Source organism: Janthinobacterium sp. 64 (genome assembly GCF_002813325.1).
Lineage (GTDB): Bacteria > Pseudomonadota > Gammaproteobacteria > Burkholderiales > Burkholderiaceae_D > Janthinobacterium.
The window spans coordinates 4,196,131-4,220,015 of record NZ_PHUG01000001.1; the positions used below are offsets into that span (position 1 = coordinate 4,196,131).

Sequence of the window (23,885 nt, forward strand, 5' to 3'; positions counted from 1 at the left end):
ACCACCGTTTCGGCGGTGGCTTTTAATTAGTACTTGCAGGCCCGCAAATTGTATGTAATACTTGCGGGCTTCGTTCATGTAACGCCGCAAAGTGTCTGGTCACAGACAGTAGCATTCGCGGTCAGTTAATGTATGAAGGTCATGCACCCAAACAGTGAAGCCCAGCAGGGCGGCTCTGGCGGGACCAAGACTGACCGTGGGTCTACATTGTGTGGATTCTTCGGCTTAAGTTGGGAAAGAGAATACTATGATTCAAACTGAAAGCCGGCTCGAAGTGGCTGACAATACCGGTGCCAAAGAAGTAATGTGCATCAAGGTATTGGGCGGCTCCAAGCGCCGTTATGCTGGCATTGGCGATGTGATCAAGGTAACCGTTAAGGTTGCTGCGCCACGTGGCCGTGTCAAAAAAGGTGAAATTTATAACGCCGTGGTTGTGCGCACCGCTAAAGGTGTTCGCCGCCAAGACGGTTCCCTGGTGAAGTTCGACGGCAATGCCGCCGTTCTGTTGAACGCCAAGCTGGAACCGATCGGTACCCGTATTTTTGGACCTGTCACACGCGAACTGCGTACTGAGAAGTTCATGAAAATCGTGTCCCTGGCACCGGAAGTCCTGTAAGGAGTCGTAATGGATAAGATTCGTAAAAACGACGAAGTCATCGTTCTGACCGGGAAAGACAAGGGCAAACGTGGTGTGGTACAGCAGCGTATCGATGCTGAACATATCGTGGTTGACGGCATTAACATCGCTAAAAAAGCGACTAAGCCAAACCCGATGACTGGCGTAACTGGTGGTATCGTCGATAAGACCATGCCAATTCACGTGTCCAACGTTGCATTGTTTAATGCAGCGACTGGCAAGGCAGATCGCGTGGGTTTCAAAGAAGTGGACGGCAAGAAAGTTCGCATCTTTAAATCCTCCGGCGAAGTAGTGAAGGCTTAAGAAATCATGGCACGTCTCCAAGAATTCTATAAAGAAAAAGTCGTTGCCGACCTGACCAGCAAGTTTGGTTACAAGTCGGTAATGGAAGTTCCACGCCTGACCAAGATCACCCTGAACATGGGTGTTGGTGAGGCTATCGCGGATAAAAAAGTTCTCGAGCACGCAGTTGCTGACTTGACCAAGATCGCCGGCCAGAAGCCAGTGACCACCAAGTCCCGCAAAGCGATCGCAGGCTTCAAAATCCGTGAAGGTTACCCGATCGGTACGATGGTCACCCTGCGCGGCGCTCGCATGTACGAGTTCCTGGATCGCTTCATTACCGTGGCTCTGCCGCGCGTACGCGATTTCCGTGGTGTGAACGGCCGTGCATTTGATGGTCGTGGCAACTACAACATCGGTGTCAAGGAACAGATCATTTTCCCTGAAATCGAATACGACAAGATTGACGCGTTGCGCGGTATGAATATCAGCATCACGACAACCGCTAAGACCGATGACGAAGCCAAAGCTTTGCTCGCCGCCTTTAAATTCCCTTTCAGGAACTGATCATGGCCAAACTGTCACTGATTAATCGTGAGATCAAGCGTGCTGACCTGGTGGCGAAATTCGCCCCTAAGCGCGAAGCTCTCAAGGCCATCGTCGATGACCAATCGAAATCGGAAGAAGAGCGCTACGAAGCTCGCCTGAAACTGCAGGCGCTGCCACGTAACTCGAACCCGACGCGTCAACGTAACCGTTGCGCCATCACTGGTCGTCCGCGCGGCACATTCCGTAAATTCGGTCTGGGTCGTATCAAGCTCCGTGAATTCGCCATGCGTGGTGAAATTCCGGGTATGACAAAAGCAAGCTGGTAATAGGAGAATATGCAATGAGTATGAGCGATCCTATCGCCGATATGCTGACCCGCATTCGCAATGCACAAGGCGTGCAAAAGACGACCGTGGCCATGCCATCGTCGAAAGTCAAAATTGCGATTGCCAGCGTCCTGAAGGACGAGGGTTACATTGAAGATTTCGCTGTTGCCGAAGCTGGTGGCAAAGCGGAACTGAAAATCGGTTTGAAGTATTATGTTGGCCGTCCCGTCATTGAGCGCTTGGAGCGCGTGTCCCGTCCGGGTCTGCGCGTCTACAAGGGTAAAGACGAGATCCCTGTTGTGATGAATGGCTTGGGTGTGGCGATCGTGTCGACTCCGCAAGGCGTCATGACTGACCGCAAAGCACGCGCTACCGGTGTCGGCGGCGAAGTTATTTGCTACGTGGCTTAAGGAGTTACACATGTCTCGAGTAGCTAAAATGCCTATCGTAGTGCCAGCTGGCGCCGAAGTCGCCATCTCCGCACAAGCGATCACCGTAAAAGGCCCGCTGGGCGTACTTTCCCAGGCCCTTACCGGCCAGGTCAAAGTGGAAAACAATGCAGGAACCCTGAGTTTCGACGTGGCGAACGACAGCCGCGAAGCCAATGCCATGTCCGGCACGCTGCGCGCACTGGTCAACAACATGGTTGTTGGCGTCACCAAGGGTTTCGAGAAAAAGCTGAACCTGGTAGGCGTGGGTTACAAGGCGCAAGCTCAAGGCGACAAGCTGAATCTGTCCCTGGGTTTCTCGCACCCTGTAGTGCATGACATGCCAGCTGGCGTTACCTGCGCAACACCAACCCCGACCGAGATCCTGATTAAAGGTATCGACCGTCAGCAGGTTGGCCAGGTAGCCGCTGAAGTTCGTGCTTACCGCGCTCCTGAGCCTTATAAAGGCAAGGGCGTTCGCTATGCGGACGAAGTGGTTAAGCTTAAAGAAACCAAGAAGAAGTAATTAGGGGCTGACGATGGATAAGAAAGAATCACGGCTTCGCCGCGGACGCCAAACCCGCATCAAGATTGCGGAATTGAAAGTAAATCGCTTGTCGGTGCATCGCACCAACCTGCATATTTACGCCAACCTGATCAGCCCGGATGCTAAAGTCCTGGTTTCGGCCTCGACGGCTGAAGCGGAAGTTCGCGCTGAACTGGCAGGCCAATCCGGCAAAGGCGGCAATGCCGCTGCTGCAGCCTTGATCGGCAAGCGCGTCGCTGAAAAAGCGTTGAAAGCAGGGATTACCGAAGTTGCGTTTGACCGCTCCGGTTTCCGTTACCACGGCCGTGTGAAAGCGTTGGCAGAAGCCGCACGCGAAGCCGGTCTGAAGTTCTAAGGATCAATCATGGCAAAAATGCAAGCAAAAATGCAAAGCGACAAGCCGGATGATGGCATGCGCGAAAAAATGATCGCGATCAACCGCGTGACCAAAGTGGTCAAGGGTGGTCGTATCATGGGTTTCGCCGCGCTGACCGTAGTTGGTGATGGCGATGGCCGCGTCGGCATGGGCAAGGGCAAATCGAAAGAAGTGCCAGTTGGCGTGCAGAAGGCAATGGAAGAAGCCCGTCGCAACCTGATCAAAGTACCGCTCAAAAACGGTACCTTGCATCACACGGTTGTTGGTCGTCACGGCGCCTCCAAGGTCCTGATGAACCCAGCTAAGCCTGGTACTGGCGTGATCGCTGGTGGCGCCATGCGCGCTATCTTCGAAGTGATGGGCGTAACGGACGTGGTGGCGAAATCCACCGGTTCGAACAACCCATACAACCTGGTACGCGCTACGCTGGACGGCCTGTCGAAAATGAGCACTGCTTCCGATATCGCTGCCAAACGCGGCAAGTCGGTTGAAGACATTCTGGCTTAAGGTGGACAAAATGACAAACACAGTCAAAGTGCAATTGGTCAAGGGCTTGATCGGTACGCGCGAATCGCATCGCGCTACCGTGCGCGGTCTGGGTCTGCGTCGTGTAAATTCGGTTTCCGAATTGCAAGACACCCCATCCGTACGCGGCATGATCAATAAAGTATCGTATCTCGTTAAAGTTGTCGGGTAAGCCTTCGGGCTTACACGAACGGAGCAAATCATGGAATTGAATACTATTGCACCAGCCGAAGGCGCTAAGCACTACAAGCGTCGCGTCGGTCGCGGTATCGGCTCCGGCCTGGGTAAAACCTCGGGTCGTGGTCACAAAGGTCAGAAATCGCGTTCGGGCGGCTTTCATAAAGTCGGTTTCGAAGGCGGTCAGATGCCTCTGCAACGCCGTCTGCCTAAGCGCGGTTTCAAATCGATGCACGCAACCTTCAAAGCTGAAGTGCGCCTGTCCGATCTGAACAACCTGGCTGTTGGCGATGTCGACATTCTGGTCTTGAAGCAAGCTGGCGTTCTGGGCGTGTTGGCCCGTGACGTGCGCGTGATCTTGTCCGGCGAAATCACCAAAGCGGTGAATTTGAAGGGCTTGAAAGTGTCCGCTGGCGCGAAAGCCGCCATCGAAGCAGCCGGCGGCTCGGTAGCCTGAGTTGACCGCTAACAGCTTGATCGGAGCGAAAATTGGCGACTAATCCACAACTTGCTAAAAGTGCAGCGGCCGGTTTCCCTTGGGGACGGCTCTGGTTTTTGCTTGGCGCATTGGTGGTTTATCGTATCGGTGCTCACGTCCCGGTTCCCGGGATTGACCCGACACAATTAGCCTCGCTGTTCAAGGAGCACGAAGGCGGCGTCCTGGGCATGTTCAACATGTTCTCGGGCGGTGCCTTGTCTCGTTTTACAGTGTTTGCGCTGGGTATCATGCCTTATATCTCGGCCTCGATCATCATGCAATTGCTGTCGATCGTGTCACCGCAGATGGAAGCGTTGAAAAAAGAAGGCGAAGCAGGTCGTCGCAAGATCACCCAGTACACCCGGTATTTCACGGTTGCCCTGGCACTGTTCCAAGCGTTAGGCATTGCAGTCGCACTGGAGTCGCAAGCTGGTCTGGTGTTGGAACCTGGTCTTGCATTCCGCTTCGTGACGGTCGTCACTTTGTTGACCGGAACAATGTTTTTGATGTGGTTGGGTGAGCAAATTACCGAGCGTGGCTTGGGGAATGGCATCTCGATCATCATTTTTGCCGGGATTGCAGCAGGTCTGCCGTCGGCGTTGGGTGGCTTGTTCACTCAGGTGTCGAATGGTTCGATCGGCAGCTTCAGCGCGATTTTCATCGTGATCCTGGTAGCACTGGTAACGTACTTCGTTGTATTCGTCGAACGTGGTCAGCGCAAAATATTGGTCAATTACGCGAAGCGCCAGGTAGGCAACAAGATTTATGGCGGTCAAACCAGCCATTTGCCGTTGAAGCTGAACATGGCCGGCGTGATCCCGCCGATCTTTGCTTCTTCGATCATCTTGTTTCCGGCCACTATCGTGGACTGGTTTTCAAAGGGCGCCGACAACGCTAACCCTGCGGTGCGGTTCTTGAAAGATTTGGCAGCATCGATGGGGCCTGGTGAGCCTATCCATGCGCTGTTGTACGCAGTGGCGATCGTGTTTTTCTGTTTCTTCTATACAGCGCTGGTGTTTAACAGCAAGGAAACAGCGGATAACTTGAAGAAAAGCGGTGCGTTCATTCCCGGGATTCGTCCAGGCGAGCAGACAGCCCGTTACATCGACAAGATCCTGACACGCTTGACACTTGCCGGCGCAGTCTACATCACCCTGGTGTGTTTATTGCCGGAATTTATGCAAGCCCAGTGGAAAGTACCATTCTATTTCGGCGGTACTTCTTTATTGATTATTGTAGTTGTCACCATGGATTTCATGGCGCAAGTACAGAACTACGTGATGTCGCAGCAATATGATTCGCTGCTGCGCAAAGCAAATTTCAAGGGCGGAATTCCGACGCGTTAAGCGCGGTAAACATACCGAATGGCAAAAGACGACGTCATACAGATGCAGGGCGAGATTCTTGAGAATCTCCCAAATGCAACATTTCGAGTGAAGCTGGAGAACGGACACGTGGTGCTCGGGCATATTTCAGGTAAAATGCGGATGAACTATATTCGCATTCTCCCTGGAGACAAGGTGACGGTGGAGTTAACGCCGTACGACTTGAGCCGAGCCCGCATTGTGTTCCGTACCAAGTAACACACTGAATCAAACCAAAGAAGCGAAAGAAAGAGCCCAAAAATGAAAGTTCTCGCATCAGTCAAGCGGATCTGCCGCAACTGCAAGATCATCAAGCGCAAAGGCGTAGTCCGCGTAATCTGCGTGGAACCACGTCACAAGCAGCGTCAAGGTTAATCGAGGAATAACAAATGGCACGTATTGCAGGGGTTAATATCCCAAATCATCAGCATACCGTTATCGGCCTGACAGCCATCTACGGTGTGGGCCGTCCACGCGCAGAGAAAATCTGTGCATCGACCGGTGTAGCAACCAACAAAAAGATCAAAGATCTGGATGACAGCGAACTGGAAAAACTGCGCGATGAAGTAGGTAAATTCATCGTCGAAGGCGATCTGCGTCGTGAACTGTCCATGAACATCAAGCGTTTGATGGATCTGGGTTGCTACCGCGGCATGCGCCATCGTAAGGGTCTGCCTTGCCGTGGCCAGCGTACGCGTACGAACGCACGTACCCGCAAGGGACCGCGTAAAGCCGCTCAATCGCTGAAAAAATAATCCGCTAGGGAATAATTATGGCTAAGTCGCAAAATAACGCCGCATCAGCACGCGTGCGTAAAAAAGTTAAAAAGAACGTCGCTGAAGGCATTGCACATGTCCACGCTTCGTTCAATAACACCATCATTACCATCACCGATCGTCAAGGCAATGCCTTGTCGTGGGCTACCTCCGGCGGTGCAGGCTTCAAGGGTTCGCGTAAATCGACCCCGTTCGCAGCGCAGGTCGCCGCGGAAGCCGCTGGTAAAGTGGCTGTTGAGTGTGGCGTCAAGAACCTGGAAGTACGTATCAAGGGCCCAGGTCCTGGTCGTGAATCCGCCGTTCGCGCGCTGAACAACCTGGGCATCAAGATCACCGAGATCCAGGACGTGACGCCGGTACCGCACAACGGTTGCCGTCCACCGAAACGTCGTCGTATCTAAGATAGTGTTGCAGAGGGCGCTTCGGCGCCAGCTGCTTTTCTGTCTGTTGTATTAGTACAGTTGTGTGAAATCGCTGGAGCAGGGAGCCGGAAACGGTTATACTGCCCGGCTGTTCTTGCCTGTCAAATTCCATTTGGCGGGTTTTTCGTTTTCAGCCACCGTCTGATTGAAGCTGAGTCAGACTAGCGCCTAACCGCAGCAGCGTGTTTGATCATGCATGTGGCTGGGGCGTTATCATTAATAAAAGGAAGCATCGTGGCACGTTATATCGGACCTAAAGCAAAACTCTCCCGCCGTGAAGGTACTGACCTGTTCCTGAAGAGCGCACGTCGCTCGCTCGACAGCAAGTGCAAACTGGACGTCAAACCAGGCCAGCACGGTGTCAAATCCGGCGCCCGCACCTCGGACTACGGTAACCAACTGCGCGAAAAGCAAAAAGTAAAACGCATGTACGGCGTGCTGGAACGTCAATTCCGCCGCTACTTCGCTGAAGCAGACCGTCGTAAAGGCAACACCGGCGAAACGCTGTTGAAGTTGCTGGAAACGCGTCTGGACAACGTTTGCTACCGCATGGGCTTTGGTTCGACCCGCGCTGAAGCGCGTCAATTGGTCAGCCACAAAGCGTTCACCGTGAACGGTATCGTTGTGAACATCGCTTCGTACGCTGTCAAAGTTGGCGACATCGTTGCTGTTCGTGAAAAATCGAAAAAGCAAGTGCGTATCGTTGAAGCACTGTCGCTGGCTGAACAAGTTGGTATGCCTAGCTGGGTTTCGGTTGATGCCAAGAAAATGGAAGGTACCTTCAAGTCCCTGCCAGAGCGTAACGAAATCGCTAACGACGTCAACGAATCGCTGATCGTCGAGCTGTACTCGCGTTAATAGTAGTTAGCACTATCACCGCCCACTCGATCGAGTGGGCGTTTTACTAATGCCATCAGCCTTATCGGTGTAATGAGCCGAGGGTATTGAAAAGGACATTTCATGCAAAACAGTTTGTTGAAGCCACGTATTATCGATGTTGAAGCTCTCGGTGCAGGTCACGCCAAAGTCGTGATGGAACCGTTCGAGCGCGGCTATGGCCACACATTGGGTAACGCGTTGCGCCGCGTTCTGCTGTCGTCGATGGTGGGCTACGCGCCGACCGAAGTGACGATCGCCGGCGTCGTCCACGAATATTCCTCCCTCGATGGCGTGCAAGAAGACGTCGTCGATCTGTTGCTGAACTTGAAGGGTGTGGTTTTCAAAGTCCACAACCGCGATTCGGTAACCCTGACCCTGAAAAAAGAAGGCGAAGGCGCGATCCTGGCCTCCGACATCGACCTGCCGCATGACGTCGAACTGATCAACCCTGACCACGTGATCGCCCACCTGACCGCTGGTGGCAAGCTGGACATGCAGATCAAGGTTGAAAAAGGCCGCGGCTACGTTCCTGGTAACGTGCGTCGCCTGTCGGAAGACACGAACAAGACCATCGGCCGCATCATCCTGGACGCGTCGTTCTCGCCAGTGCGCCGTGTATCGTACTTCGTTGAATCGGCCCGCGTTGAACAACGTACCGACCTGGACAAGCTGATCATCAACATCGAAACCAACGGCGTGATCTCGCCGGAAGAAGCGATCCGCCAGTCGGCCCGCGTCCTGGTGGACCAGTTGAATGTGTTCGCTGCCCTGGAAGGCACGGAAGCCGCCGCCGAAGCGCCATCGCGCGCTCCGCTGGTCGATCCTATCCTGTTGCGTCCAGTCGACGACCTGGAGTTGACCGTGCGTTCGGCGAACTGCCTGAAAGCGGAAAACATCTACTACATCGGCGACCTGATCCAACGTTCGGAAAACGAACTGCTGAAAACGCCAAATCTGGGCCGCAAGTCCCTGAACGAAATCAAGGAAGTGCTGGCATCGCGCGGCTTGACCTTGGGCATGAAGCTGGAAAACTGGCCGCCTGCAGGCCTGGAAAAGTAATTCGTAGTTGTAGCAAACTGCCTGGGACAGGTGTCCCAGGCTTTTATTTTGAAGCACCAAACCGGCCCGCGATGTTGCACTAGCATCATCGATCGAAGAGCTGGAATTTAAACACTCACCGAAAGGATTTATCATGCGTCACGGTCACGGCCTCCGTAAACTGAATCGTACCTCGTCCCACCGTCTGGCAATGCTGCGCAACATGACAGTATCGCTGCTGCGTCACGAAGCGATCAAAACCACCCTGCCAAAAGCAAAAGAACTGCGCCGCGTTGTCGAGCCAATTCTGACCTTGGGCAAAACTGACTGCCTGGCAAACAAGCGTCTGGCCTTCAACCGCCTGCGCGATCGTGAAATGGTCTTGAAGCTGTTCGCTGAACTGGGCCCACGTTACGCCAACCGTAACGGCGGCTATGTGCGCATCCTGAAAATGGGTTTCCGCGTAGGCGATAACGCTCCTATGGCGTTCGTCGAACTGATGGATCGTCCAGACACGACCGAAGCAGTTGAAATCGCTGGCGAGTAATCCTGCCAGTTGTATCTGAGAAAGCCAGGCCTAGCCTGGCTTTTTTGTTTTCTGCTGCAGTCATTCTTACCGCAGTGTACTATTCTCCTTTCGCGCCGGCCCGGCACAAGCGCTGCCTGCTCCGCGCGTCCTCTGTCGAATGGTCGAAAAGGTAGTTCATGTCCCGTTTCCTCTCCAGCGCCACCGCGCGCGCCGCGCCACGCCATCGTTTTCTCACCTGGTTTGCTGCCTGTTGCTTCCTGTTGATCGCCGTTTTTGGCGCCGGCCATGCCCGCGCCGACGATGAATTCCTCGATCCCGAGCTGGCCTTCAAATTTTCCGCCCGCATGCAGGACCCGTCCACCATCGCCGTCACCTATGTGATTGCCGATGGCTACTATATGTACCACGAGCGCTTCAAGTTCGAGGCCGTGGGCGCCAAGCTGGGCACGCCCGTGTATCCGGCTGGCAAGGTCAAGTTTGACGACACCTTCCAGAAGAACGTGGAAACGTTCCGCAAGACGCTCACCATCACGATACCCGTGGAAGCGGCCGGCGCGTTCACCCTGAAGGCGACGGGGCAAGGCTGCTCCGACAAGGGCTTGTGCTATGCGCCGCAGGATGCGACGGCCCAGCTGGTGGGCGGCGGCGGCCAGAGCATGGCGCCGGGCGGCTTGCCGTCGAAGTTTGCCTTGCCGGCCGCGCCGGCCGTCGACACGGCAGCCGTCAACGGGCCGCAGGCGCAAGCATCGCCTGGCGTATCCGTGCTGAGCATTCCCCAGGCGAACATCACCAGCACACCGGATCCCGTCGCAGCAGCTCCCGTCGCGGCAAGCGCCGCGCCTGTTGGCGAGATGGGGATTGCCGAAGCCGCATTGAAAAGCGGCAAGCTGCTGGTGATCGTGCCGCTCTTCCTGGTATTCGGCCTGGCGCTGTCGTTTACACCGTGCGTGTTGCCGATGGTGCCGATCTTGTCGTCGATCATCGTCGGCGAAGGCGCCGGCATCAAGCGCTCTCGCTCTTTCCTGCTATCGCTGACTTATGTGTTGGGCATGGCCATCATTTATACCGCACTGGGCGTGGTGGCTGGCCTGCTCGGTGAAGGACTGGCGGCGCGGCTGCAGAATCCTTGGGTGCTGGGTACGTTTGCAGTGTTGTTGGCGCTGCTGTCGCTGTCGATGTTCGGCTTTTACGAGTTGCAAGTACCGGCTGCATTGCAGCAGCGTTTGACCAAGGCATCGAACCAGCAAGCTTCGGGCAAGCTGGTTGGCGTATTTGTCATGGGTGCCATTTCGGCACTGATCGTTGGCCCATGCGTGGCTGGTCCGCTGGCCGGTGTGCTGCTTTACATCAGTCAGACTGGCAACGCGGTACTCGGTGGCCAGGCACTGTTCACCTTGGCGATGGGGATGGGCATTCCGCTGTTATTGGTGGGCGCGTCGGCCGGCTGGCTGTTGCCGCGTGCCGGCGTCTGGATGGATGCGGTCAAGCGCTTCTTCGGCTTCATGCTGCTCGTGACGGCATGGTGGATGGTGTCTCCCGTATTGCCGGGCGCCGTGAAGATGCTGGGCTGGACGGCGCTCGGTATCGGTTATGGCATGTATTTGCTGAACGGTAAGGCCAGCTGGGTCGCCAGGGCCTTCGGCCTCGTGTTTGCCGTGCTGGGCGCGGTGCAACTGGTTGGCGTGGCCAGCGGTGGCCGCGACCCGCTGGCGCCGCTGGCGCACCTCGGCGGTGGCCAGGTGCACGCGCAACCATTTACGCGTGTAAAGACCGTGGCGCAGCTCGACGCGGCGCTGGCGCAATTGAATGGCAAGCCGGCCTTGCTGGACTTTTATGCGGACTGGTGCGTGTCGTGCATCGAGATGGAAAAGCTGACCTTCGTCGACCCTGCCGTGCGCGAGAAAATGGGGCAAGCCGTGCTGCTGCAAGTGGATGTGACGGCCAATGATGCGGACGACAAGGCCATGCTGAAACGTTTTCAGCTGTTCGGCCCGCCCGGCATCATCATGTTCAACCCGCAGGGGCAGGAAATCGCCCAGTCGCGCGTAATCGGCTTCCAGAATGCGGCCACTTTCCTGACCTCGTTGCGCAAGCTAGAGGAGTAGGGCGGGTAGGTCGGGGTAGGTCGGGTTAGCCCGCCAGGGCGTAACCCGACGCCACCACATACATCAACGATGTTGTCGGATTACGCGGCGTTGCCGCTAATCCGACCTACCCAGCTTTGGGCTGCTGATGCATACCATGGTGGCCACCGCGATGGCCGCCGTGCTTGCCGCCAGGCACGCTGTCGTCAAACACTTTCTTTTGCTCCGGCGTCAGCACGGCGTAAAACGTTTTCAGCGAGGCCAATCGGCTTTCCTGGTCGGCGATGCGTTCCTTCGACATGGCGATCCATTGCTCCATGCGTTCCGGCGCCGACAGCTTGGCCATCGCTTCGCGCCTGGCTTTCCAGTCGCCCATCGGTTTTTTCGGCGCGTTGGCGGCCGTGAAAGTGGCCCAGGCCGATTCCTGGGCGGCCGTCAGCTTCAGCTTGTCGTGCAGACGGGCCTGGTATTTGGCCATGCGTTCGGCAGGATTGCCTGCGCGGTGCTGGCCGCGCTGGCCTTCATGTTGCATCTTGCTGCTGGCGGCAGGCGCGCTGGCGGCCGCTTCCTGGGCGTGGACGGTCAGCGATGCCGCTCCCATGCCGAGCACGCTCATGGCGATGATCAAATTCTTGCGCAAGGTTGTCATTGAGGCGTTCATCTGGATTCCTTTGTAAAAGATGAGGGATGTACATGTTGCTGCACATGAATCCATGGTGGACGCCCCATGTTTCCCCGAAGTGTCCGCTGCCAGACAGTTTGTATCTATATGTTTCTTCGGGTCCCCTATATACAAGACGATACAAATGCGCTGTGCAAGGGCAGGGGAAGTGGGGATAATTCGTACCATGGAACCCACTTCTACAATTCTCATCGTCGACGATGACCGCGATATCCGCAGCTTGCTGGCGGACTACCTGGAAACGAACGCCTACCGCACCCTGGGCGCGGCCGATGGCACGGCCATGTGGAAAATCCTCGATGAAACGCGGCCCGACCTGATCGTGCTGGACTTGAACCTGCCCGGCGACGATGGCCTGACCTTGTGCCGCAAGCTGCGTGCCCAATCGACCGTGCCGGTGATCATGCTGACGGCGCGCAATGAGCCGCTGGACCGCATCCTGGGCCTGGAAATGGGCGCCGACGATTACTTGCCGAAACCGTTCGAACCCCGTGAATTGCTGGCGCGCATACGCAGCGTGCTGCGCCGCAGCCATGCCATGCCATCGAACGTGCCCTCGGACAAGGCGCAGCAAATCCGCTTTTCCGGCTGGACCCTGGACCTCACGGCGCGCCATTTGTTGAATCCCACGGGCCTGGTGATCATGCTGTCGGGTGCGGAATTTCGCTTGCTGCGCGTGTTCCTCGAACACCCGAACCGCGTGCTCAACCGCGACCAGTTGCTGAACCTGACGCAGGGCCGCGACGCCGATCCGTTCGACCGCTCGATCGATATCCAGATCAGCCGCTTGCGGCAAAAGCTCGGTGAAGATGCCCGTTTGCCGCAAATCATCAAGACCGTGCGCAATGGCGGCTACGTGCTGGCCGGGCAAGTCAACGTGGAGCCGCACGCGTGAAGGCCTTTCTGGGGTCGATGACGGGCAGGGTCTTCATGTTTCTGCTGATCGGCATCGTCGCTTCGGCCGCGCTGACGCAGTGGCTGGCCGTGGGCGAACGCCAGCGCGCCATCGAGCAATACCGCGACTATCATGCCGTCGAGCGGGCCGAGCAGCTGGTGATGGCGGCCGACGTGGTGCCGCTGGCCTCGCGCGCCGCCTACCTGAAGGTCGCCAACAAAGGCAGCGTGCGCCTGGAATTGCGTCCCGACACGGAACATACGCCCGGCGCGCCGACGGAGTTTTCCAGCGCCCTGCAAGCCAAGCTGGGCGAAGGTTTCAAGGTCAGCGCGCTGGCCGAACGCCCGGAAGCCTGCGTCAAGCCGCGCCAGAGGCCGGGCATGTTTTCCGCCAAGCCATGGGGCGGCACCTGCGAAAACCTCGACGTGCGCATGCAGGATGGCCACGTGCTGCGCCTGATGGTCTTGCCGCCGCGCCAGCAGCCACCGTTCAATGAACATAACGACTGGATGACCCTGCTGCCTTTCCTGATCAGCATTGCCATCCTCGCCTACCTGGTCACGCGCATGACCATGCGCCCGCTCAAGCAGCTGGCGCAGGCGGCAAAAGACCTGGGCAACGACATCAACCATCCGCCGCTGACCCTGTCGGGCGCCAGCGAGATCCGCCAGGCCAGTGCCGCCTTCAATGCCATGCAGGCGCGCATCCGCCAGCATATTTCCCAGCGTACACAAATGCTGGCCGCCATCACGCACGACTTGCAGACGCCGCTGACGCGTTTGCGCCTGCGCCTGGAAAAGGTGGCCGATACGGAATTGTATGAGCGCCTGGTGGGCGACCTGTCGGCCATGCAGAGCATGGTCAAGGAAGGGCTGGACCTGGCCCGCTCGATGGATAGCACGGAAGCGATGCAGGCGCTCGATCTCGATTCCCTGTTGGATAGCGTCTGCTCCGATGCGGCCGATGCCGGCCAGAACGTGACCCTGGCCGGGCAGGCCAGCATGGCCCTGATGGCCCGGCCCATCGCCATGCGGCGTTGCCTGGTGAACCTGATCGACAATGCCGTCAAATATGGCCAGTACGCGCAGGTCACCGTTGAACGCATCGCCGGCGCCGCACGCATCCGCATCCGCGACGGCGGGCCGGGTATTGCGCCGGATCAGCTGGCCAAAGTGTTCGAACCGTTTTATCGCATCGAGACCTCGCGTTCGCGCGAATCGGGCGGCACGGGCCTGGGCCTGACCATCGCGCGCAATATCGCCGAGCAACATGGCGCCACGGTTTCACTGCTCAATCATGTCGACGGTGGACTGGAAGTTACCCTGATCGTGCCAGAGTATTACGCAGGAAAGTGAGCATTTCCATGCGACAATATTGTGCTTTACGCCCCCCTGGCAACTACCTTCAACCTGCAGCCCTGCGCTGCAACAGCGTGACAGAACAATGAAAAAGACTAGCCTGGCAATCCTTGTGGGTGCTGCCCTGTGTATCGGTGGCGGCATCTGGTATTTCAATCATCAGCCAGGCAAAGCGGCCGGTGGGCAGGAGGGCAAAGGGGGCAAGGGCGGACAGGGGCCGGCCACGGTGAGCGTGGTGGTGCCGCTGCGACAGGATGTACCGATGCTGCTGCAAGCCAATGGCAGCGTGACACCCATCAGCAGCGTCGACCTGCATCCACAGACGACCAGTACGATCACCAAGGTGCACATCCGCGAAGGCCAGTTCGTCAAGCAGGGCGAGCTGATGTTTACGCTGGACGCGCGCAGCGAGCACGCGAACGTCGACAAGGCGCAGGCGCAGGTCTTGCGCGACCGCGCCTCGGTGCAGGACTTCGAGCGCCAGCTCAAGCGCAACCAGGATTTGCTGAGCAAGAATTTCATCGCCCAGGGTGCCGTCGATACCCTGCAAAGCCAGCTCGACGCGGCACGTGCCTTGCTGGCCGCCGACCAGGCCGCCTTGCGCGCCGCCCAGGTCGATTCCAGCTACACCGTCCTGCGCGCGCCGCAGGCGGGCAGGGTGGGCGCCATCAATGTCTACGCGGGCAGCCTGGTGCAGCCGACTACTTCGCTGACCAGCATCACCCAGCTCGACCCGATCGACGTGGTCTTCACCTTGCCGGAAAGCAGTCTGTCGGGCTTGCTGGCGGCGCAGAAGGCGGGCGAGGTGGCGGTCAAGGCGCTGCTGTCGGACGCGGGCGGCAAGCAGCTCGACGGCAAACTGAACTTCATCGATAATGCCGTCGATCCCGCCACGGGCGTGATCAAGGTCAAGGCCCGTTTCAACAATGGCGGCACCGATTTGTGGCCTGGCCAGTATGTGAATACGCAGCTGACCGTGCGCACCCTCAAGGATGCGCTCGTGATTCCGCAAAACGCCATCATCACGAGCACTACCGGCACCTTCGTGTACTCGATGGAGGCGGACAGCACGGCCAAGATGCGCAAGATTGCCCGCGTGTATGCATTTGGACCGAATGCCGTCGTCACCGGCCTGGCCGGCGATGAAAAAGTCATCGTCGATGGCAAGCAAAACTTGCGTCCGGGTAGCAAGGTGCGCCTGGTGGAAAAACACAAGGCTGCCGATGGCGCCGCCGCAGCGCAGGGCAAGCCAGCATGAACCTGTCCGAACTGAGCATCCGCCGCCCCGTCATGGTGGTGCTGCTGTCCCTCTCCATCATCCTGGCTGGCGTGCTGGCCTACCTGCAAATTCCCGTTGCCGCCTTGCCGAGCTACAACACGCCCGTCATCAACGTCAGCGCCGACCTGGCCGGCGCCAGCCCGGAAACGATGGCTTCGTCCGTGGCCTTGCCGCTGGAAAAGCAGTTTTCCACCATTTCTGGCCTCAGCCTGATCACGTCCACGAGTACCCTGGGCAATACTTCGCTGACCCTGGAGTTTGACGCCAGCATCAACGTCAACGAGGCGGCCGTCGACGTGCAGGCGGCCCTGCTGCGCGCGCAGCGCCAGTTGCCGACGGAAATGACGGACTTGCCGTCCTACCGCAAGGTCAATCCGGCCGATGCGCCCGTGCTGTTCATCCAGATGACGTCACCCTCGCTGAACTTGTCGGACCTCAACGATTATGCGGAAAACCTGATCGCGCCGAGCCTGTCGACCTTGCCTGGCGTGGCCCAGGTTATCGTGAATGGCCAGAAGCGCTTTGCCGTGCGCGTGCGCGCCCGTGCCGACCTGATGAATGCGCGCAACCTGACGATGGACGAACTGGCCATTGCCTTGCGCACCTCGAACACGAATTCCCCGCTGGGCATTCTTGACGGCCCCAGCCAGACCCTGACCATCCAGGGCAATCCGCAAATGATGAAAGCGGCCGATTTTGCCGAACTGATCGTCGCCAGCCGCAACGGCCAGCCCGTGCGCCTGAAAGACGTGGCCGAGGTGGAAGACAGCTTTCAATCGATCAAGGCCGTCGGCAGTTTCAATGGCGAGCGCTCGATCAGCCTGATGGTGCAGCGCCAACCGGATGCCAACACCGTGCAAGTGGTCGATGGCGTGCGCCGATTGCTGCCTGGCTTCAAGGAGCAATTGCCGCAGTCGATACAGATCAGCCTGGTCAACGACCGCTCGCTGTCGATCCGCGAAGCCATCCACGACGTGAATCTGACCCTGGCCCTGACGGTGGTGCTGGTGGTGCTGGTGATCTTTTTGTTCCTGCACCGCGCGGCCGCCACCTTCATTCCCGCCGTCACCATGCCGATCTCGCTGCTCGGCGCCCTGGCCCTGCTGTACTGGCTCGGCTACAGTCTCGACAACGTTTCCCTGCTGGGCATCACCCTGGCCGTGGGCCTCGTCGTCGACGATGCCATCGTGGTGCTGGAAAACATCGTGCGCCATATCGAGATGGGCAAGAAACCGATACGCGCGGCCCTGGAAGGGGCGAAGGAGATGGGCTTTACCATCATCTCGATTTCCGTCTCGCTGGTGGCCGTGTTCATCCCCATCTTCTTCATGCCGGGCGTGATCGGTTTGCTGTTCCACGAGTTCGCCGTCGTCGTTTCGCTGGCCGTGCTGGTGTCTGCCGTCGTGTCGCTGACCCTGGTGCCGATGCTGGCCAGCCGCTTCCTGCCGGCCGATTCGCGCGAGCACAATGACAGCGACCCCACGCATGGCGAAAAAACCTTCATCGGCCGCCACTTCGAGGCGGGTTTCACGGCATTGCGCAACGGCTACGTGCATCTGCTCGACAAGGCACTGGCGCACCGCAACGTGGTGCTGTTCGTTGCCGTGTGCACTTTTGCCCTGACGGTGCTGCTGTACGCGACCATTCCGAAAGGTTTCTTCCCCGAGGAAGACCTGGGTCAGATCCAGGTGAATACGGAAGCGTCGGAAGACATCTCATCCGCGGCATTGCAGGATTTGCAGGCGCGCGTGGCGGCCGTGCTCAAGGCGGACCCCAGCGTGCAGGATGTGACCTCGTTCGTCGGCGGCGGCAACACGGGCCGCATGTTCATGGTCTTGAAACCGCGCAGCGAACGGCCGAAAATGCCGGTGGTGCTGGAAAACCTGCGCCGCGCGGCGGGCACCGTGCCCGGCATGGCCGTGTATTTCCGGCCCGTGCAAAACTTGCAGCTGGGCGGGCGCCAGAGCAAGAGCCGCTACCAGTACACCTTGCAAAGCGTCAGTCCCGACGCCTTGAATGACTGGGCGGAAAAGTTTATTGCCGGCATGCGCGCCGATCCCGCCTTCCGCGACGTCACCAGCGATTCGCAGATCAAGGGCTTGCAGGCCTCGCTGCGGATCGACCGCGACAAGGCCAATCTGCTGGGCGTGCAAATGTCCGATATCCGCACGGCCCTGTACAGCGCTTTTGGCGAGCGGCAAGTATCGACCATCTATTCGTCGGCGGCCAGCTATTACGTGATCCTGGAAGCGGCCACGGCGGATCGCCAGTATGACGATGCGCTCACGCGCGTGTCCGTGCGCAGCAAGACGGGCGCACTGGTGAAATTGTCAAGTATTGCCTACGTGGAACGCACGATAGGCCCCACGTCCGTCAATCACCAGGGGCAGTTGCAGGCCGTGACGATCTCCTTCAACCTGGCGCCGGACGTGCCGCTGGGTGTCGCCACGGGCAAGATCGACGTAATGGGCAAGGGCATGAGCTTGCCGGCCTCCATCATCACGCGCTACGGCGGCGACGCGGCCGTGTTCCAGAGCTCGCAGTCGAGCCAGATCATCCTCATCATCGCCGCGCTGGCCGTGATCTATGTGCTGCTCGGCGTGCTGTATGAAAGCTATATCCACCCGCTGACCATCCTGGCCGGCTTGCCATCGGCGGCCGTGGGCGCGCTGCTGACCCTGCGCCTGTTCGGCATGGACCTGACCATGATCGCCATCATCGGCATTTTGATGCTGATCGGTATCGTCAAGAAAAACGCCATCATGATGATCGACTTTGCCCTGCATGCGCAGCGCAACGACGGGCTGGCGCCGGCCGAGGCCATCCGCCAGGCGTGCATCCTGCGTTTCCGTCCCATCATGATGACATCGGCGGCGGCCCTGATGGGCGCCTTGCCGATCGCCCTGGGCCTAGGCGCCGGCGCCGAGCTGCGCCAGCCGCTGGGCCTGGCCGTGGTCGGTGGATTGCTGTTTTCGCAAGTGATTACCCTGTTCATCACGCCCGTCATCTATTTGTTCCTCGACAAGTACAGCGGCACGGGGCCGGTGACGGACGAGCAACTGGTGGCACTCGACAACAAGGCTTGAGCGCGTGCGTTACCCGTTGACCCGTTGACCCGTGGCCGGCGCCCCATTCCTGCGTGAATGGGGCGCCGGTTTTGTATGGGCAGTGATACATACGGTAACAACCGTCAAGGGGCGGCTCGGGTACTCTGGTCAGCGCTGCAAGGAATGTCGCTATCCTGTAGGCTTCGGGTTGGAAAGGCCGAGGAAGTGTTCCCAAAAGCAAGGGACTCTGGCACTATGGCTGCCCTGTAATGTTATTTCTTCGCTACACAGAAAGCACGATTCATTTTGCATGACACGACCCATTTGTTGGCTGCCGATTCCGATGTTTGCCCCACCTGCGGGCAAGTGATCCAGCCACTGCCGGCCTACGGGTCCAGGACCAGCACCACGCGCAAGGTGGCGCTTGGCGTGTCCGTCTTGCTGCACGTGCTGCTGGCGGCGTATGTCCTGTTGCGCAGCGACAAGATCGAAAAGATCCCGCCGCCGAAGAAGGAAAGCGCGATGGTCTACATCGCGCCCCTGAAAGACAAGCCGCAACCGAAGCCGCAACCGAAACCCACGCCCAAGCCGAAGGACACGAAAGTGGCCAAGGTGAAACCGCCGCCGGCGCCGAGCAAGCGCGTGGTGACGAAAGACGTGCCGCGCGACAAGCCAAAACTGGAAACGTTTACGCCGCCGCTGGTGTCGAAAGTGCCGTTGCCGCCGCCACCGGCTGAAGACATGAGTTCGATGATCGAGCAGCGGCGCAAACAGCGCGAGGCGCAAAATCCCACGCCGCCGGCCGAGGAAAGCGAGAATGACCGCGCCATGCGCGTGGCCAAGGCGAATATCGCCGGCGCACAGGGGCGCAATTCCGGCAGCGACCGCGAGGATTCGGGCGGCGTGTTTTCCATCGTCAACCAGACCTCGTTCAGCGCGGAAGTCAAATTCAAGGGCTGGAACGGCAACTTCAAGCGCAATTGGCTGAAGCAGGAAAAAGTCGAGCTGGGCAATGAGCCCGATATCGAAACGGCCATCGTGAAAAAGATGATCCAGCTGATCCGTGCCGAAAAGCCGGGCGACTTCGTCTGGGAATCGCGGCGCCTGGGGCGTAACGTCAACCTCAGCGCCCGCGTGGAAGACACGGCCGAGCTGACTGCCTTCCTGCGCCAGGAATTCTTTTCCGAGAAGCGGCCAGGACGGCGCTAAAAATTAAAAAGGCTGCGCGGTGTGACCGGGCAGCCTTTTTGTCATACGGCGCTGATGATGCTCAGGCCGGTTTATCCGACTCGGTGCCCGGCGCCGCTTCCACGTCGTCTTCCATGTCGATCAGTTCGACCATCTGGGCCGCCCCATCTTCGCTGATGCCGGCCAGTTCCATGATCTTGTCGTTGGCTTCGTCGATGCCGACTCTTTTCAAGGCCGAGAACAGTTGCACGGTGAACGGGAAGCCGACGCCGTCTTCATCCACGTAGCTGTCGAGCTTGGCTTTCGCCTGGCGCAAGGCATTCACGGATTCATTGCGGTTCAGCTTATCGACTTTCGTCAGGATGCAGTGGATCGGTTTGCCCGTCGGCGCGAACCATTCCAGCATTTGAATGTCCAGGTCGGTGAACGGACGGCGCGAATCCATGATCAGGATCAAACCGGCCAATTGCTCGCGACGCTGCACGTAGTCACCCAGCAGGCGCTGCCAGTGCAGTTTGGCCGAGCCCGACACTTCCGCGTAGCCATAGCCGGGCAAGTCGACCAGCAGGCATTCGATCTCTTCGACGATGGTGGCATCCTTGCGGTGCTGCGCCACATGGGCGCCGCCGATGGAGAAGTAGTTGATGTGCTGGGTACGGCCAGGTGTCTTGGAGGCGAACGCCAAGCCTTTCTGATTACACAAGATGTTGATGGCGGTCGATTTACCGGCATTGGAGCGGCCGGCAAAAGCGATTTCCGGCACCGTGGTATCGGGCAGGTCACGCAATTGGTTGACGGTCGTAAAGAAGCGGGCTTGCCAGAGTTTTGACATGGGAGTAGTAAAGCAACAAAATGGAGCGATAAGGGAGCGATAACGCCAAGAAGCTATTGTACAATAAGGGATTGTTAATTGTTGCCGGCGTAGCAGCGATGCGGCTTGCGGCCCTGAAAATAAATCAAAAATCTCAGGCGCGCGGCAATGTCCACCACTAATTTCTCACTGTCTCAGGGTGCCTGAATGAATCGTGCGTTTTCACCGTTGTTCAAATCCATGCTGCTCGCTTTGCTGGCTGTATCGGCAACTGCCTCCGCGGTCGAAGCACCGAAACCGGCCGTCAAGGCCGATGCCGCCAAGGGCGCGACCCTGTACGCCGATGGCGATGCGGCGCGCGGCTTGCCTGCCTGCGTGTCCTGCCATGGTGCGGCCGGCAACTCGACCATCACGGTCAACCCGAAGCTGGCCGGCCAGCACGAAAGCTATATCTACAAGCAACTGGTCGATTTCACCACGCCGGAGCGCAACCAGCCCGTCATGACGACGTACGCGAAGATGCTCAGCGACGCCGACAAGAAGAATATCGCCGCCTACCTGGGTGCGCAGCTGTCCAAGCCGGGCGCCGCGAAAAACAAGGATACGATTGACCTGGGCAAGAAAATCTACCGTGGTGGCATTGCTTCCAAGCAAGTTGCTGCCTGCGCCAGCTGTCATGGCGCGACGGGCAATGGCATTCCCGTCCAGTATCCGCGCATCGCCGGCCAGCACCAGGACTACACGGTGGCCCAGCTGACGATGTTCCGCAGCACCAAGGCTGACGCCCGCAAGAACAGCGCGCAAATGCACACCATCGCCGCCCGCATGTCGGATGACGAGATTGCCGCCGTGGCCGATTACATCGCCGGCCTGAAGTAAGTTTTCATAGTGGCAAGAGATTGCCAGGCGCAGCAGCGCGCATGAACGAGGGCGGCCGTCTCAACAGGCTGCCCTTTTTTATGGCAAGGGCCAAAACTGGAGTATGCTGCCGCCTTGCGCGCAGAAACACTCTGCTCCATGCCACATTTTCTTGAAGATTGCATATCCCGTATGAGTATCCACGTATGAGCACAGGCACGACCGGAATCGAGTTAAAGACCCAACGCCGCAGCCTGGCTGAATTCGTCGAGCTGGTCTCGTCGATGCGCTTTGCCATCAGCCTGCTGACCCTGATCGCCGTCGCGTCCATCATCGGCACCGTGCTCAAGCAGAACGAGCCCATGCCCAATTATGTCAATCAGTTCGGTCCGTTCTGGTTCGCCGTCTTTGACAAGCTGAGCCTGTATTCCGTGTATTCGGCCTGGTGGTTCCTTGTGATCATGGGTTTCCTCGTCGCCTCGACCTCGCTGTGCATCGTGCGCAATGCGCCGAAGATGCTCAAGGATATGCGCAGCTGGCGCGAAACCGTACGCGAACAATCGTTGCGCAATTTCCATCACAAGCTGGAATGGAAGGCGCCGCTGCCGCGCGCCGTACTGGCGCAGCAGATGGTGATGCGCCTGAAGGACGCCGGCTACGGTTCCAAGGTGGTGGAAAAGGAGAACGCCACCCTGGTGGCCGCCAAGCGCGGCGCGGCCAATAAATGGGGCTATATCTTTGCCCACGGCGCCATCGTCATCATCTGCGTGGGCGGCTTGCTCGATTCGGAAATGCCGATCCGCATACAACAATGGTTCTTCGGCAAGACGCCGTTTTCCGGCAGCGGCGTGATCGCCGACATTCCCGCCCAGCACCGTTTGAGCCTGTCGAACCCTACTTTCCGCGGCAATACCATGATCCCGGAAGGCTCGTCGAGCAACACGGCCATCATTCCCCAGGCCGATGGCGTGCTGATCCAGGATCTGCCCATCACCATCCTGCTGAAAAAATTCCACATCGATTTCTACAGCACCGGCATGCCCAAGCTGTTCGCCAGCGATGTCGTCATCACCGACCATGTCACGGGCGAGACCTTCCCTGCCACCATCAAAGTCAACCAGCCGCTGCTGTACAAGGGCCTGGCCCTGTACCAGTCCAGCTTTGAGGATGGCGGCAGCAAGCTCAAGTTGACGGGTTTTCCCATGACGGGCAAGACGACGAAACGCTTCGATATCGGCGGCGAAGTGGGCGGCAGCACGCCGCTCGAGCGCAGCGATGGCAATTCCTACACGGTGGAATGGTCGGGTTTCCGCCCCTTCAACGTGGAAAACCTCAGCGCGGGCCAGGATGTGCGCGCCGTCAGCAAGGCGGAAAGCTTTAACGATAAATTTGCCGTCGGCCTCGACAAACGCCTGGGTTCGGCCGCGAAGAACGCGAACAACAAGGATCTCAAGAACGTCGGTCCTTCGGTGCAATACAAATTGCGCGACAAGACGGGCCAGGCGCGCGAGTACCAGAACTACATGCAGCCCGTCACGGTCGATGGCGCCACCGTCTTCCTGGCCGGCATGCGCATCAACCCCAGCGATGCCTTCAGCTTCCTGCGCATTCCCGCCGACGACAATTACAGCGTGACGGAATGGATGCGCTTGCGTGCCGCGCTGCAAGATCCCGCGCTGCGCCAGCAGGCCGCCACGCGCTATGCGGCGCGCGCCATGCCGCAGGCGAACGCGGAAGCCCTGCGCGGCCAGTTGCAGGAATCGGCGGCGAAAAGCCTGGGCATCTTTGCCGGCAATGGACAAGAGGGTGGTTTCCTCGCCATTTCACGTTTCCTGGAGAAAGTACCTGCGGCCGAGCAGGAAAAAGCGGCCGATATCTTCATGAAAATTCTCAATGGCAGCCTGTGGGACTTGTGGCAGGCGGCGCGCGCCCAGGATGGCTTGAAAGCCATCGAGGCCGATGACAAGCACGGCCGCTTCCTGCAGCTGGCCACGAATGCGCTGTCCGACAGCTTCTTCTATGGCGCGCCCGTGTATCTGCAGCTCGATGAGTTTACGGAAATCAAGGCGTCCGTACTGCAAGTGACGCGTTCGCCAGGCAAGAGCGTGGTCTACCTCGGTTGTTTGTTCCTCGTGATCGGCGTATTTTCCATGTTCTATATCCGCGAACGCCGCCTGTGGGTGTGGATCAAGGATGGCGAGGGCGGCAGCGAGGCCCTGATGGCCATGAGCACGCAACGCAAGACCCTGGATTTTGAAAAAGAATTTGAGACTTTGAAGGCAAAGCTGCCGCAATCGGCGTAAGCTGCGCTGAGTTGGATTGGCTGAGTTTCGGGACGCTTGCGCGTCGC

At 58.4% G+C, this 23,885-nt stretch carries 28 protein-coding genes; 26 read left to right on the top strand and 2 right to left on the bottom strand.

What is annotated here, in order from left to right:
• Positions 1–247 precede the first annotated feature (247 nt).
• From rplN to dsbD, 19 genes are all read left to right on the top strand, one after another.
• The gene (rplN, locus tag CLU91_RS18430) at positions 248–616 is read left to right on the top strand and encodes a 50S ribosomal protein L14 (RefSeq protein WP_008444317.1); all 369 of its coding nucleotides are present in this window, start codon (positions 248–250) and stop codon (positions 614–616) included.
• 9 nt (positions 617–625) lie between these two features.
• Positions 626–940 carry a 50S ribosomal protein L24 gene (gene rplX / locus CLU91_RS18435; protein WP_034753204.1) on the top strand — a complete coding sequence of 105 codons (315 nt, stop codon included), beginning with the start codon at positions 626–628 and terminating at the stop codon, positions 938–940.
• Positions 941–946: 6 nt separating this feature from the next.
• On the top strand, positions 947–1,486 hold the full coding sequence (rplE, locus tag CLU91_RS18440) for a 50S ribosomal protein L5 (protein WP_010394421.1): 540 nt from the start codon (positions 947–949) through the stop codon (positions 1,484–1,486).
• A 2-nt stretch (positions 1,487–1,488) separates the two neighbouring features.
• On the top strand, positions 1,489–1,794 hold the full coding sequence (gene rpsN, locus CLU91_RS18445; protein WP_010394423.1) for a 30S ribosomal protein S14: 306 nt from the start codon (positions 1,489–1,491) through the stop codon (positions 1,792–1,794).
• Positions 1,795–1,808: 14 nt separating this feature from the next.
• Positions 1,809–2,204 carry a 30S ribosomal protein S8 gene (rpsH, locus tag CLU91_RS18450; RefSeq protein ID WP_034753208.1) on the top strand — a complete coding sequence of 132 codons (396 nt, stop codon included), beginning with the start codon at positions 1,809–1,811 and terminating at the stop codon, positions 2,202–2,204.
• A 10-nt stretch (positions 2,205–2,214) separates the two neighbouring features.
• Entirely contained in the window at positions 2,215–2,748 is a 534-nt protein-coding gene (rplF, locus tag CLU91_RS18455; RefSeq protein WP_034778281.1) for a 50S ribosomal protein L6, read from the top strand.
• Between the two features lie 13 nt (positions 2,749–2,761).
• Complete coding sequence (gene rplR, locus CLU91_RS18460; RefSeq protein WP_010394431.1) at positions 2,762–3,124, top strand: 50S ribosomal protein L18; 363 nt, start codon at positions 2,762–2,764, stop codon at positions 3,122–3,124.
• Between the two features lie 9 nt (positions 3,125–3,133).
• Positions 3,134–3,652 carry a 30S ribosomal protein S5 gene (gene rpsE / locus CLU91_RS18465; RefSeq protein WP_010394433.1) on the top strand — a complete coding sequence of 173 codons (519 nt, stop codon included), beginning with the start codon at positions 3,134–3,136 and terminating at the stop codon, positions 3,650–3,652.
• Between the two features lie 10 nt (positions 3,653–3,662).
• Positions 3,663–3,842, top strand: a complete 180-nt coding sequence (rpmD, locus tag CLU91_RS18470; RefSeq protein WP_010394435.1) for a 50S ribosomal protein L30 — start codon at positions 3,663–3,665, stop codon at positions 3,840–3,842.
• Between the two features lie 30 nt (positions 3,843–3,872).
• Positions 3,873–4,304 (top strand): 50S ribosomal protein L15, encoded by a 432-nt coding sequence (gene rplO / locus CLU91_RS18475; protein ID WP_034753211.1) that lies wholly within the window; start codon positions 3,873–3,875, stop codon positions 4,302–4,304.
• Between the two features lie 32 nt (positions 4,305–4,336).
• Positions 4,337–5,671 carry a preprotein translocase subunit SecY gene (gene secY, locus CLU91_RS18480; RefSeq protein ID WP_010394438.1) on the top strand — a complete coding sequence of 445 codons (1,335 nt, stop codon included), beginning with the start codon at positions 4,337–4,339 and terminating at the stop codon, positions 5,669–5,671.
• A gap of 18 nt (positions 5,672–5,689) precedes the next feature.
• Positions 5,690–5,908, top strand: coding sequence for a translation initiation factor IF-1 (gene infA / locus CLU91_RS18485; protein WP_005663428.1), 219 nt, complete (start codon positions 5,690–5,692; stop codon positions 5,906–5,908).
• Positions 5,909–5,950: 42 nt separating this feature from the next.
• Entirely contained in the window at positions 5,951–6,064 is a 114-nt protein-coding gene (gene rpmJ / locus CLU91_RS18490) for a 50S ribosomal protein L36 (RefSeq protein WP_010394471.1), read from the top strand.
• Positions 6,065–6,078: 14 nt separating this feature from the next.
• Positions 6,079–6,444: a 30S ribosomal protein S13 gene (gene rpsM, locus CLU91_RS18495; RefSeq protein WP_046681666.1), complete on the top strand. Its 366-nt coding sequence runs from the start codon at positions 6,079–6,081 to the stop codon at positions 6,442–6,444.
• Positions 6,445–6,461: 17 nt separating this feature from the next.
• Positions 6,462–6,866 carry a 30S ribosomal protein S11 gene (rpsK, locus tag CLU91_RS18500; RefSeq protein WP_010394475.1) on the top strand — a complete coding sequence of 135 codons (405 nt, stop codon included), beginning with the start codon at positions 6,462–6,464 and terminating at the stop codon, positions 6,864–6,866.
• Between the two features lie 255 nt (positions 6,867–7,121).
• A complete protein-coding gene (rpsD, locus tag CLU91_RS18505) occupies positions 7,122–7,745 on the top strand; it encodes a 30S ribosomal protein S4 (protein WP_010394478.1) in 624 nt (207 codons plus the stop codon).
• Between the two features lie 102 nt (positions 7,746–7,847).
• Positions 7,848–8,825: a DNA-directed RNA polymerase subunit alpha gene (locus CLU91_RS18510; RefSeq protein WP_008444343.1), complete on the top strand. Its 978-nt coding sequence runs from the start codon at positions 7,848–7,850 to the stop codon at positions 8,823–8,825.
• A 133-nt stretch (positions 8,826–8,958) separates the two neighbouring features.
• Entirely contained in the window at positions 8,959–9,351 is a 393-nt protein-coding gene (rplQ, locus tag CLU91_RS18515) for a 50S ribosomal protein L17 (RefSeq protein WP_010394482.1), read from the top strand.
• 158 nt (positions 9,352–9,509) lie between these two features.
• Positions 9,510–11,438 (top strand): protein-disulfide reductase DsbD, encoded by a 1,929-nt coding sequence (dsbD, locus tag CLU91_RS18520; protein WP_100875306.1) that lies wholly within the window; start codon positions 9,510–9,512, stop codon positions 11,436–11,438.
• Positions 11,439–11,544: 106 nt separating this feature from the next.
• On the opposite strand, the gene CLU91_RS18525 is transcribed toward dsbD, so the two are convergent.
• The gene (locus tag CLU91_RS18525; RefSeq protein WP_157814729.1) at positions 11,545–12,078 is read right to left on the bottom strand and encodes a Spy/CpxP family protein refolding chaperone; all 534 of its coding nucleotides are present in this window, start codon (positions 12,076–12,078) and stop codon (positions 11,545–11,547) included.
• A 187-nt stretch (positions 12,079–12,265) separates the two neighbouring features.
• Here CLU91_RS18525 and CLU91_RS18530 point away from each other — a divergent pair, with 187 nt between their 5' ends.
• The 5 genes from CLU91_RS18530 to CLU91_RS18550 all read left to right on the top strand — a co-directional run bounded on the left by CLU91_RS18530 (position 12,266) and on the right by CLU91_RS18550 (position 19,887).
• Positions 12,266–12,994: a response regulator gene (locus CLU91_RS18530; protein ID WP_035824023.1), complete on the top strand. Its 729-nt coding sequence runs from the start codon at positions 12,266–12,268 to the stop codon at positions 12,992–12,994.
• The gene (locus CLU91_RS18535) at positions 12,991–14,349 is read left to right on the top strand and encodes an ATP-binding protein (protein WP_100875307.1); all 1,359 of its coding nucleotides are present in this window, start codon (positions 12,991–12,993) and stop codon (positions 14,347–14,349) included. Before CLU91_RS18530 ends, CLU91_RS18535 begins: the two co-directional genes overlap by 4 nt.
• An 88-nt stretch (positions 14,350–14,437) precedes the next feature.
• A complete protein-coding gene (locus CLU91_RS18540) occupies positions 14,438–15,610 on the top strand; it encodes an efflux RND transporter periplasmic adaptor subunit (protein WP_100875308.1) in 1,173 nt (390 codons plus the stop codon).
• Positions 15,607–18,717: an efflux RND transporter permease subunit gene (locus CLU91_RS18545; RefSeq protein ID WP_100875309.1), complete on the top strand. Its 3,111-nt coding sequence runs from the start codon at positions 15,607–15,609 to the stop codon at positions 18,715–18,717. The genes CLU91_RS18540 and CLU91_RS18545 overlap by 4 nt, the downstream gene beginning before the upstream one ends.
• A gap of 267 nt (positions 18,718–18,984) precedes the next feature.
• On the top strand, positions 18,985–19,887 hold the full coding sequence (locus CLU91_RS18550; RefSeq protein ID WP_232730796.1) for a hypothetical protein: 903 nt from the start codon (positions 18,985–18,987) through the stop codon (positions 19,885–19,887).
• 61 nt (positions 19,888–19,948) lie between these two features.
• Here CLU91_RS18550 and yihA read toward each other — a convergent pair whose 3' ends face one another.
• A complete protein-coding gene (yihA, locus tag CLU91_RS18555) occupies positions 19,949–20,698 on the bottom strand; it encodes a ribosome biogenesis GTP-binding protein YihA/YsxC (RefSeq protein WP_100875310.1) in 750 nt (249 codons plus the stop codon).
• A 186-nt stretch (positions 20,699–20,884) separates the two neighbouring features.
• Between yihA and CLU91_RS18560 the strand changes: the two genes are divergently transcribed.
• Together CLU91_RS18560 and CLU91_RS18565 are read left to right on the top strand one after the other, a co-directional pair.
• Positions 20,885–21,556 (top strand): c-type cytochrome, encoded by a 672-nt coding sequence (locus CLU91_RS18560; protein WP_070221697.1) that lies wholly within the window; start codon positions 20,885–20,887, stop codon positions 21,554–21,556.
• A 185-nt stretch (positions 21,557–21,741) separates the two neighbouring features.
• Positions 21,742–23,838 (top strand): cytochrome c biogenesis protein ResB, encoded by a 2,097-nt coding sequence (locus CLU91_RS18565; RefSeq protein ID WP_100875311.1) that lies wholly within the window; start codon positions 21,742–21,744, stop codon positions 23,836–23,838.
• Positions 23,839–23,885: the final 47 nt, after the last annotated feature.

What these genes read in the sequence shown, in the direction of transcription:
- rplN (WP_008444317.1), top strand. Translation starts at nt 248, where the DNA reads ATGATTCAAACTGAAAGCCGGCTCGAAGTGGCTGACAATACCGGTGCC.
- rplF (WP_034778281.1), top strand. Translation starts at nt 2,215, where the DNA reads ATGTCTCGAGTAGCTAAAATGCCTATCGTAGTGCCAGCTGGCGCCGAA.
- CLU91_RS18525 (WP_157814729.1), bottom strand. Translation starts at nt 12,078, where the DNA reads ATGAACGCCTCAATGACAACCTTGCGCAAGAATTTGATCATCGCCATG.
- CLU91_RS18560 (WP_070221697.1), top strand. Translation starts at nt 20,885, where the DNA reads ATGAATCGTGCGTTTTCACCGTTGTTCAAATCCATGCTGCTCGCTTTG.
- rplX (WP_034753204.1), top strand. Translation starts at nt 626, where the DNA reads ATGGATAAGATTCGTAAAAACGACGAAGTCATCGTTCTGACCGGGAAA.
- CLU91_RS18540 (WP_100875308.1), top strand. Translation starts at nt 14,438, where the DNA reads ATGAAAAAGACTAGCCTGGCAATCCTTGTGGGTGCTGCCCTGTGTATC.
- yihA (WP_100875310.1), bottom strand. Translation starts at nt 20,698, where the DNA reads ATGTCAAAACTCTGGCAAGCCCGCTTCTTTACGACCGTCAACCAATTG.
- CLU91_RS18565 (WP_100875311.1), top strand. Translation starts at nt 21,742, where the DNA reads ATGAGCACAGGCACGACCGGAATCGAGTTAAAGACCCAACGCCGCAGC.
- rplR (WP_010394431.1), top strand. Translation starts at nt 2,762, where the DNA reads ATGGATAAGAAAGAATCACGGCTTCGCCGCGGACGCCAAACCCGCATC.
- rpmD (WP_010394435.1), top strand. Translation starts at nt 3,663, where the DNA reads ATGACAAACACAGTCAAAGTGCAATTGGTCAAGGGCTTGATCGGTACG.
- CLU91_RS18530 (WP_035824023.1), top strand. Translation starts at nt 12,266, where the DNA reads ATGGAACCCACTTCTACAATTCTCATCGTCGACGATGACCGCGATATC.
- CLU91_RS18545 (WP_100875309.1), top strand. Translation starts at nt 15,607, where the DNA reads ATGAACCTGTCCGAACTGAGCATCCGCCGCCCCGTCATGGTGGTGCTG.
- rpsN (WP_010394423.1), top strand. Translation starts at nt 1,489, where the DNA reads ATGGCCAAACTGTCACTGATTAATCGTGAGATCAAGCGTGCTGACCTG.
- rpsK (WP_010394475.1), top strand. Translation starts at nt 6,462, where the DNA reads ATGGCTAAGTCGCAAAATAACGCCGCATCAGCACGCGTGCGTAAAAAA.
- infA (WP_005663428.1), top strand. Translation starts at nt 5,690, where the DNA reads ATGGCAAAAGACGACGTCATACAGATGCAGGGCGAGATTCTTGAGAAT.
- rpmJ (WP_010394471.1), top strand. Translation starts at nt 5,951, where the DNA reads ATGAAAGTTCTCGCATCAGTCAAGCGGATCTGCCGCAACTGCAAGATC.
- CLU91_RS18510 (WP_008444343.1), top strand. Translation starts at nt 7,848, where the DNA reads ATGCAAAACAGTTTGTTGAAGCCACGTATTATCGATGTTGAAGCTCTC.
- rpsE (WP_010394433.1), top strand. Translation starts at nt 3,134, where the DNA reads ATGGCAAAAATGCAAGCAAAAATGCAAAGCGACAAGCCGGATGATGGC.
- rplE (WP_010394421.1), top strand. Translation starts at nt 947, where the DNA reads ATGGCACGTCTCCAAGAATTCTATAAAGAAAAAGTCGTTGCCGACCTG.
- rpsH (WP_034753208.1), top strand. Translation starts at nt 1,809, where the DNA reads ATGAGTATGAGCGATCCTATCGCCGATATGCTGACCCGCATTCGCAAT.
- dsbD (WP_100875306.1), top strand. Translation starts at nt 9,510, where the DNA reads ATGTCCCGTTTCCTCTCCAGCGCCACCGCGCGCGCCGCGCCACGCCAT.
- rplO (WP_034753211.1), top strand. Translation starts at nt 3,873, where the DNA reads ATGGAATTGAATACTATTGCACCAGCCGAAGGCGCTAAGCACTACAAG.
- rpsM (WP_046681666.1), top strand. Translation starts at nt 6,079, where the DNA reads ATGGCACGTATTGCAGGGGTTAATATCCCAAATCATCAGCATACCGTT.
- rplQ (WP_010394482.1), top strand. Translation starts at nt 8,959, where the DNA reads ATGCGTCACGGTCACGGCCTCCGTAAACTGAATCGTACCTCGTCCCAC.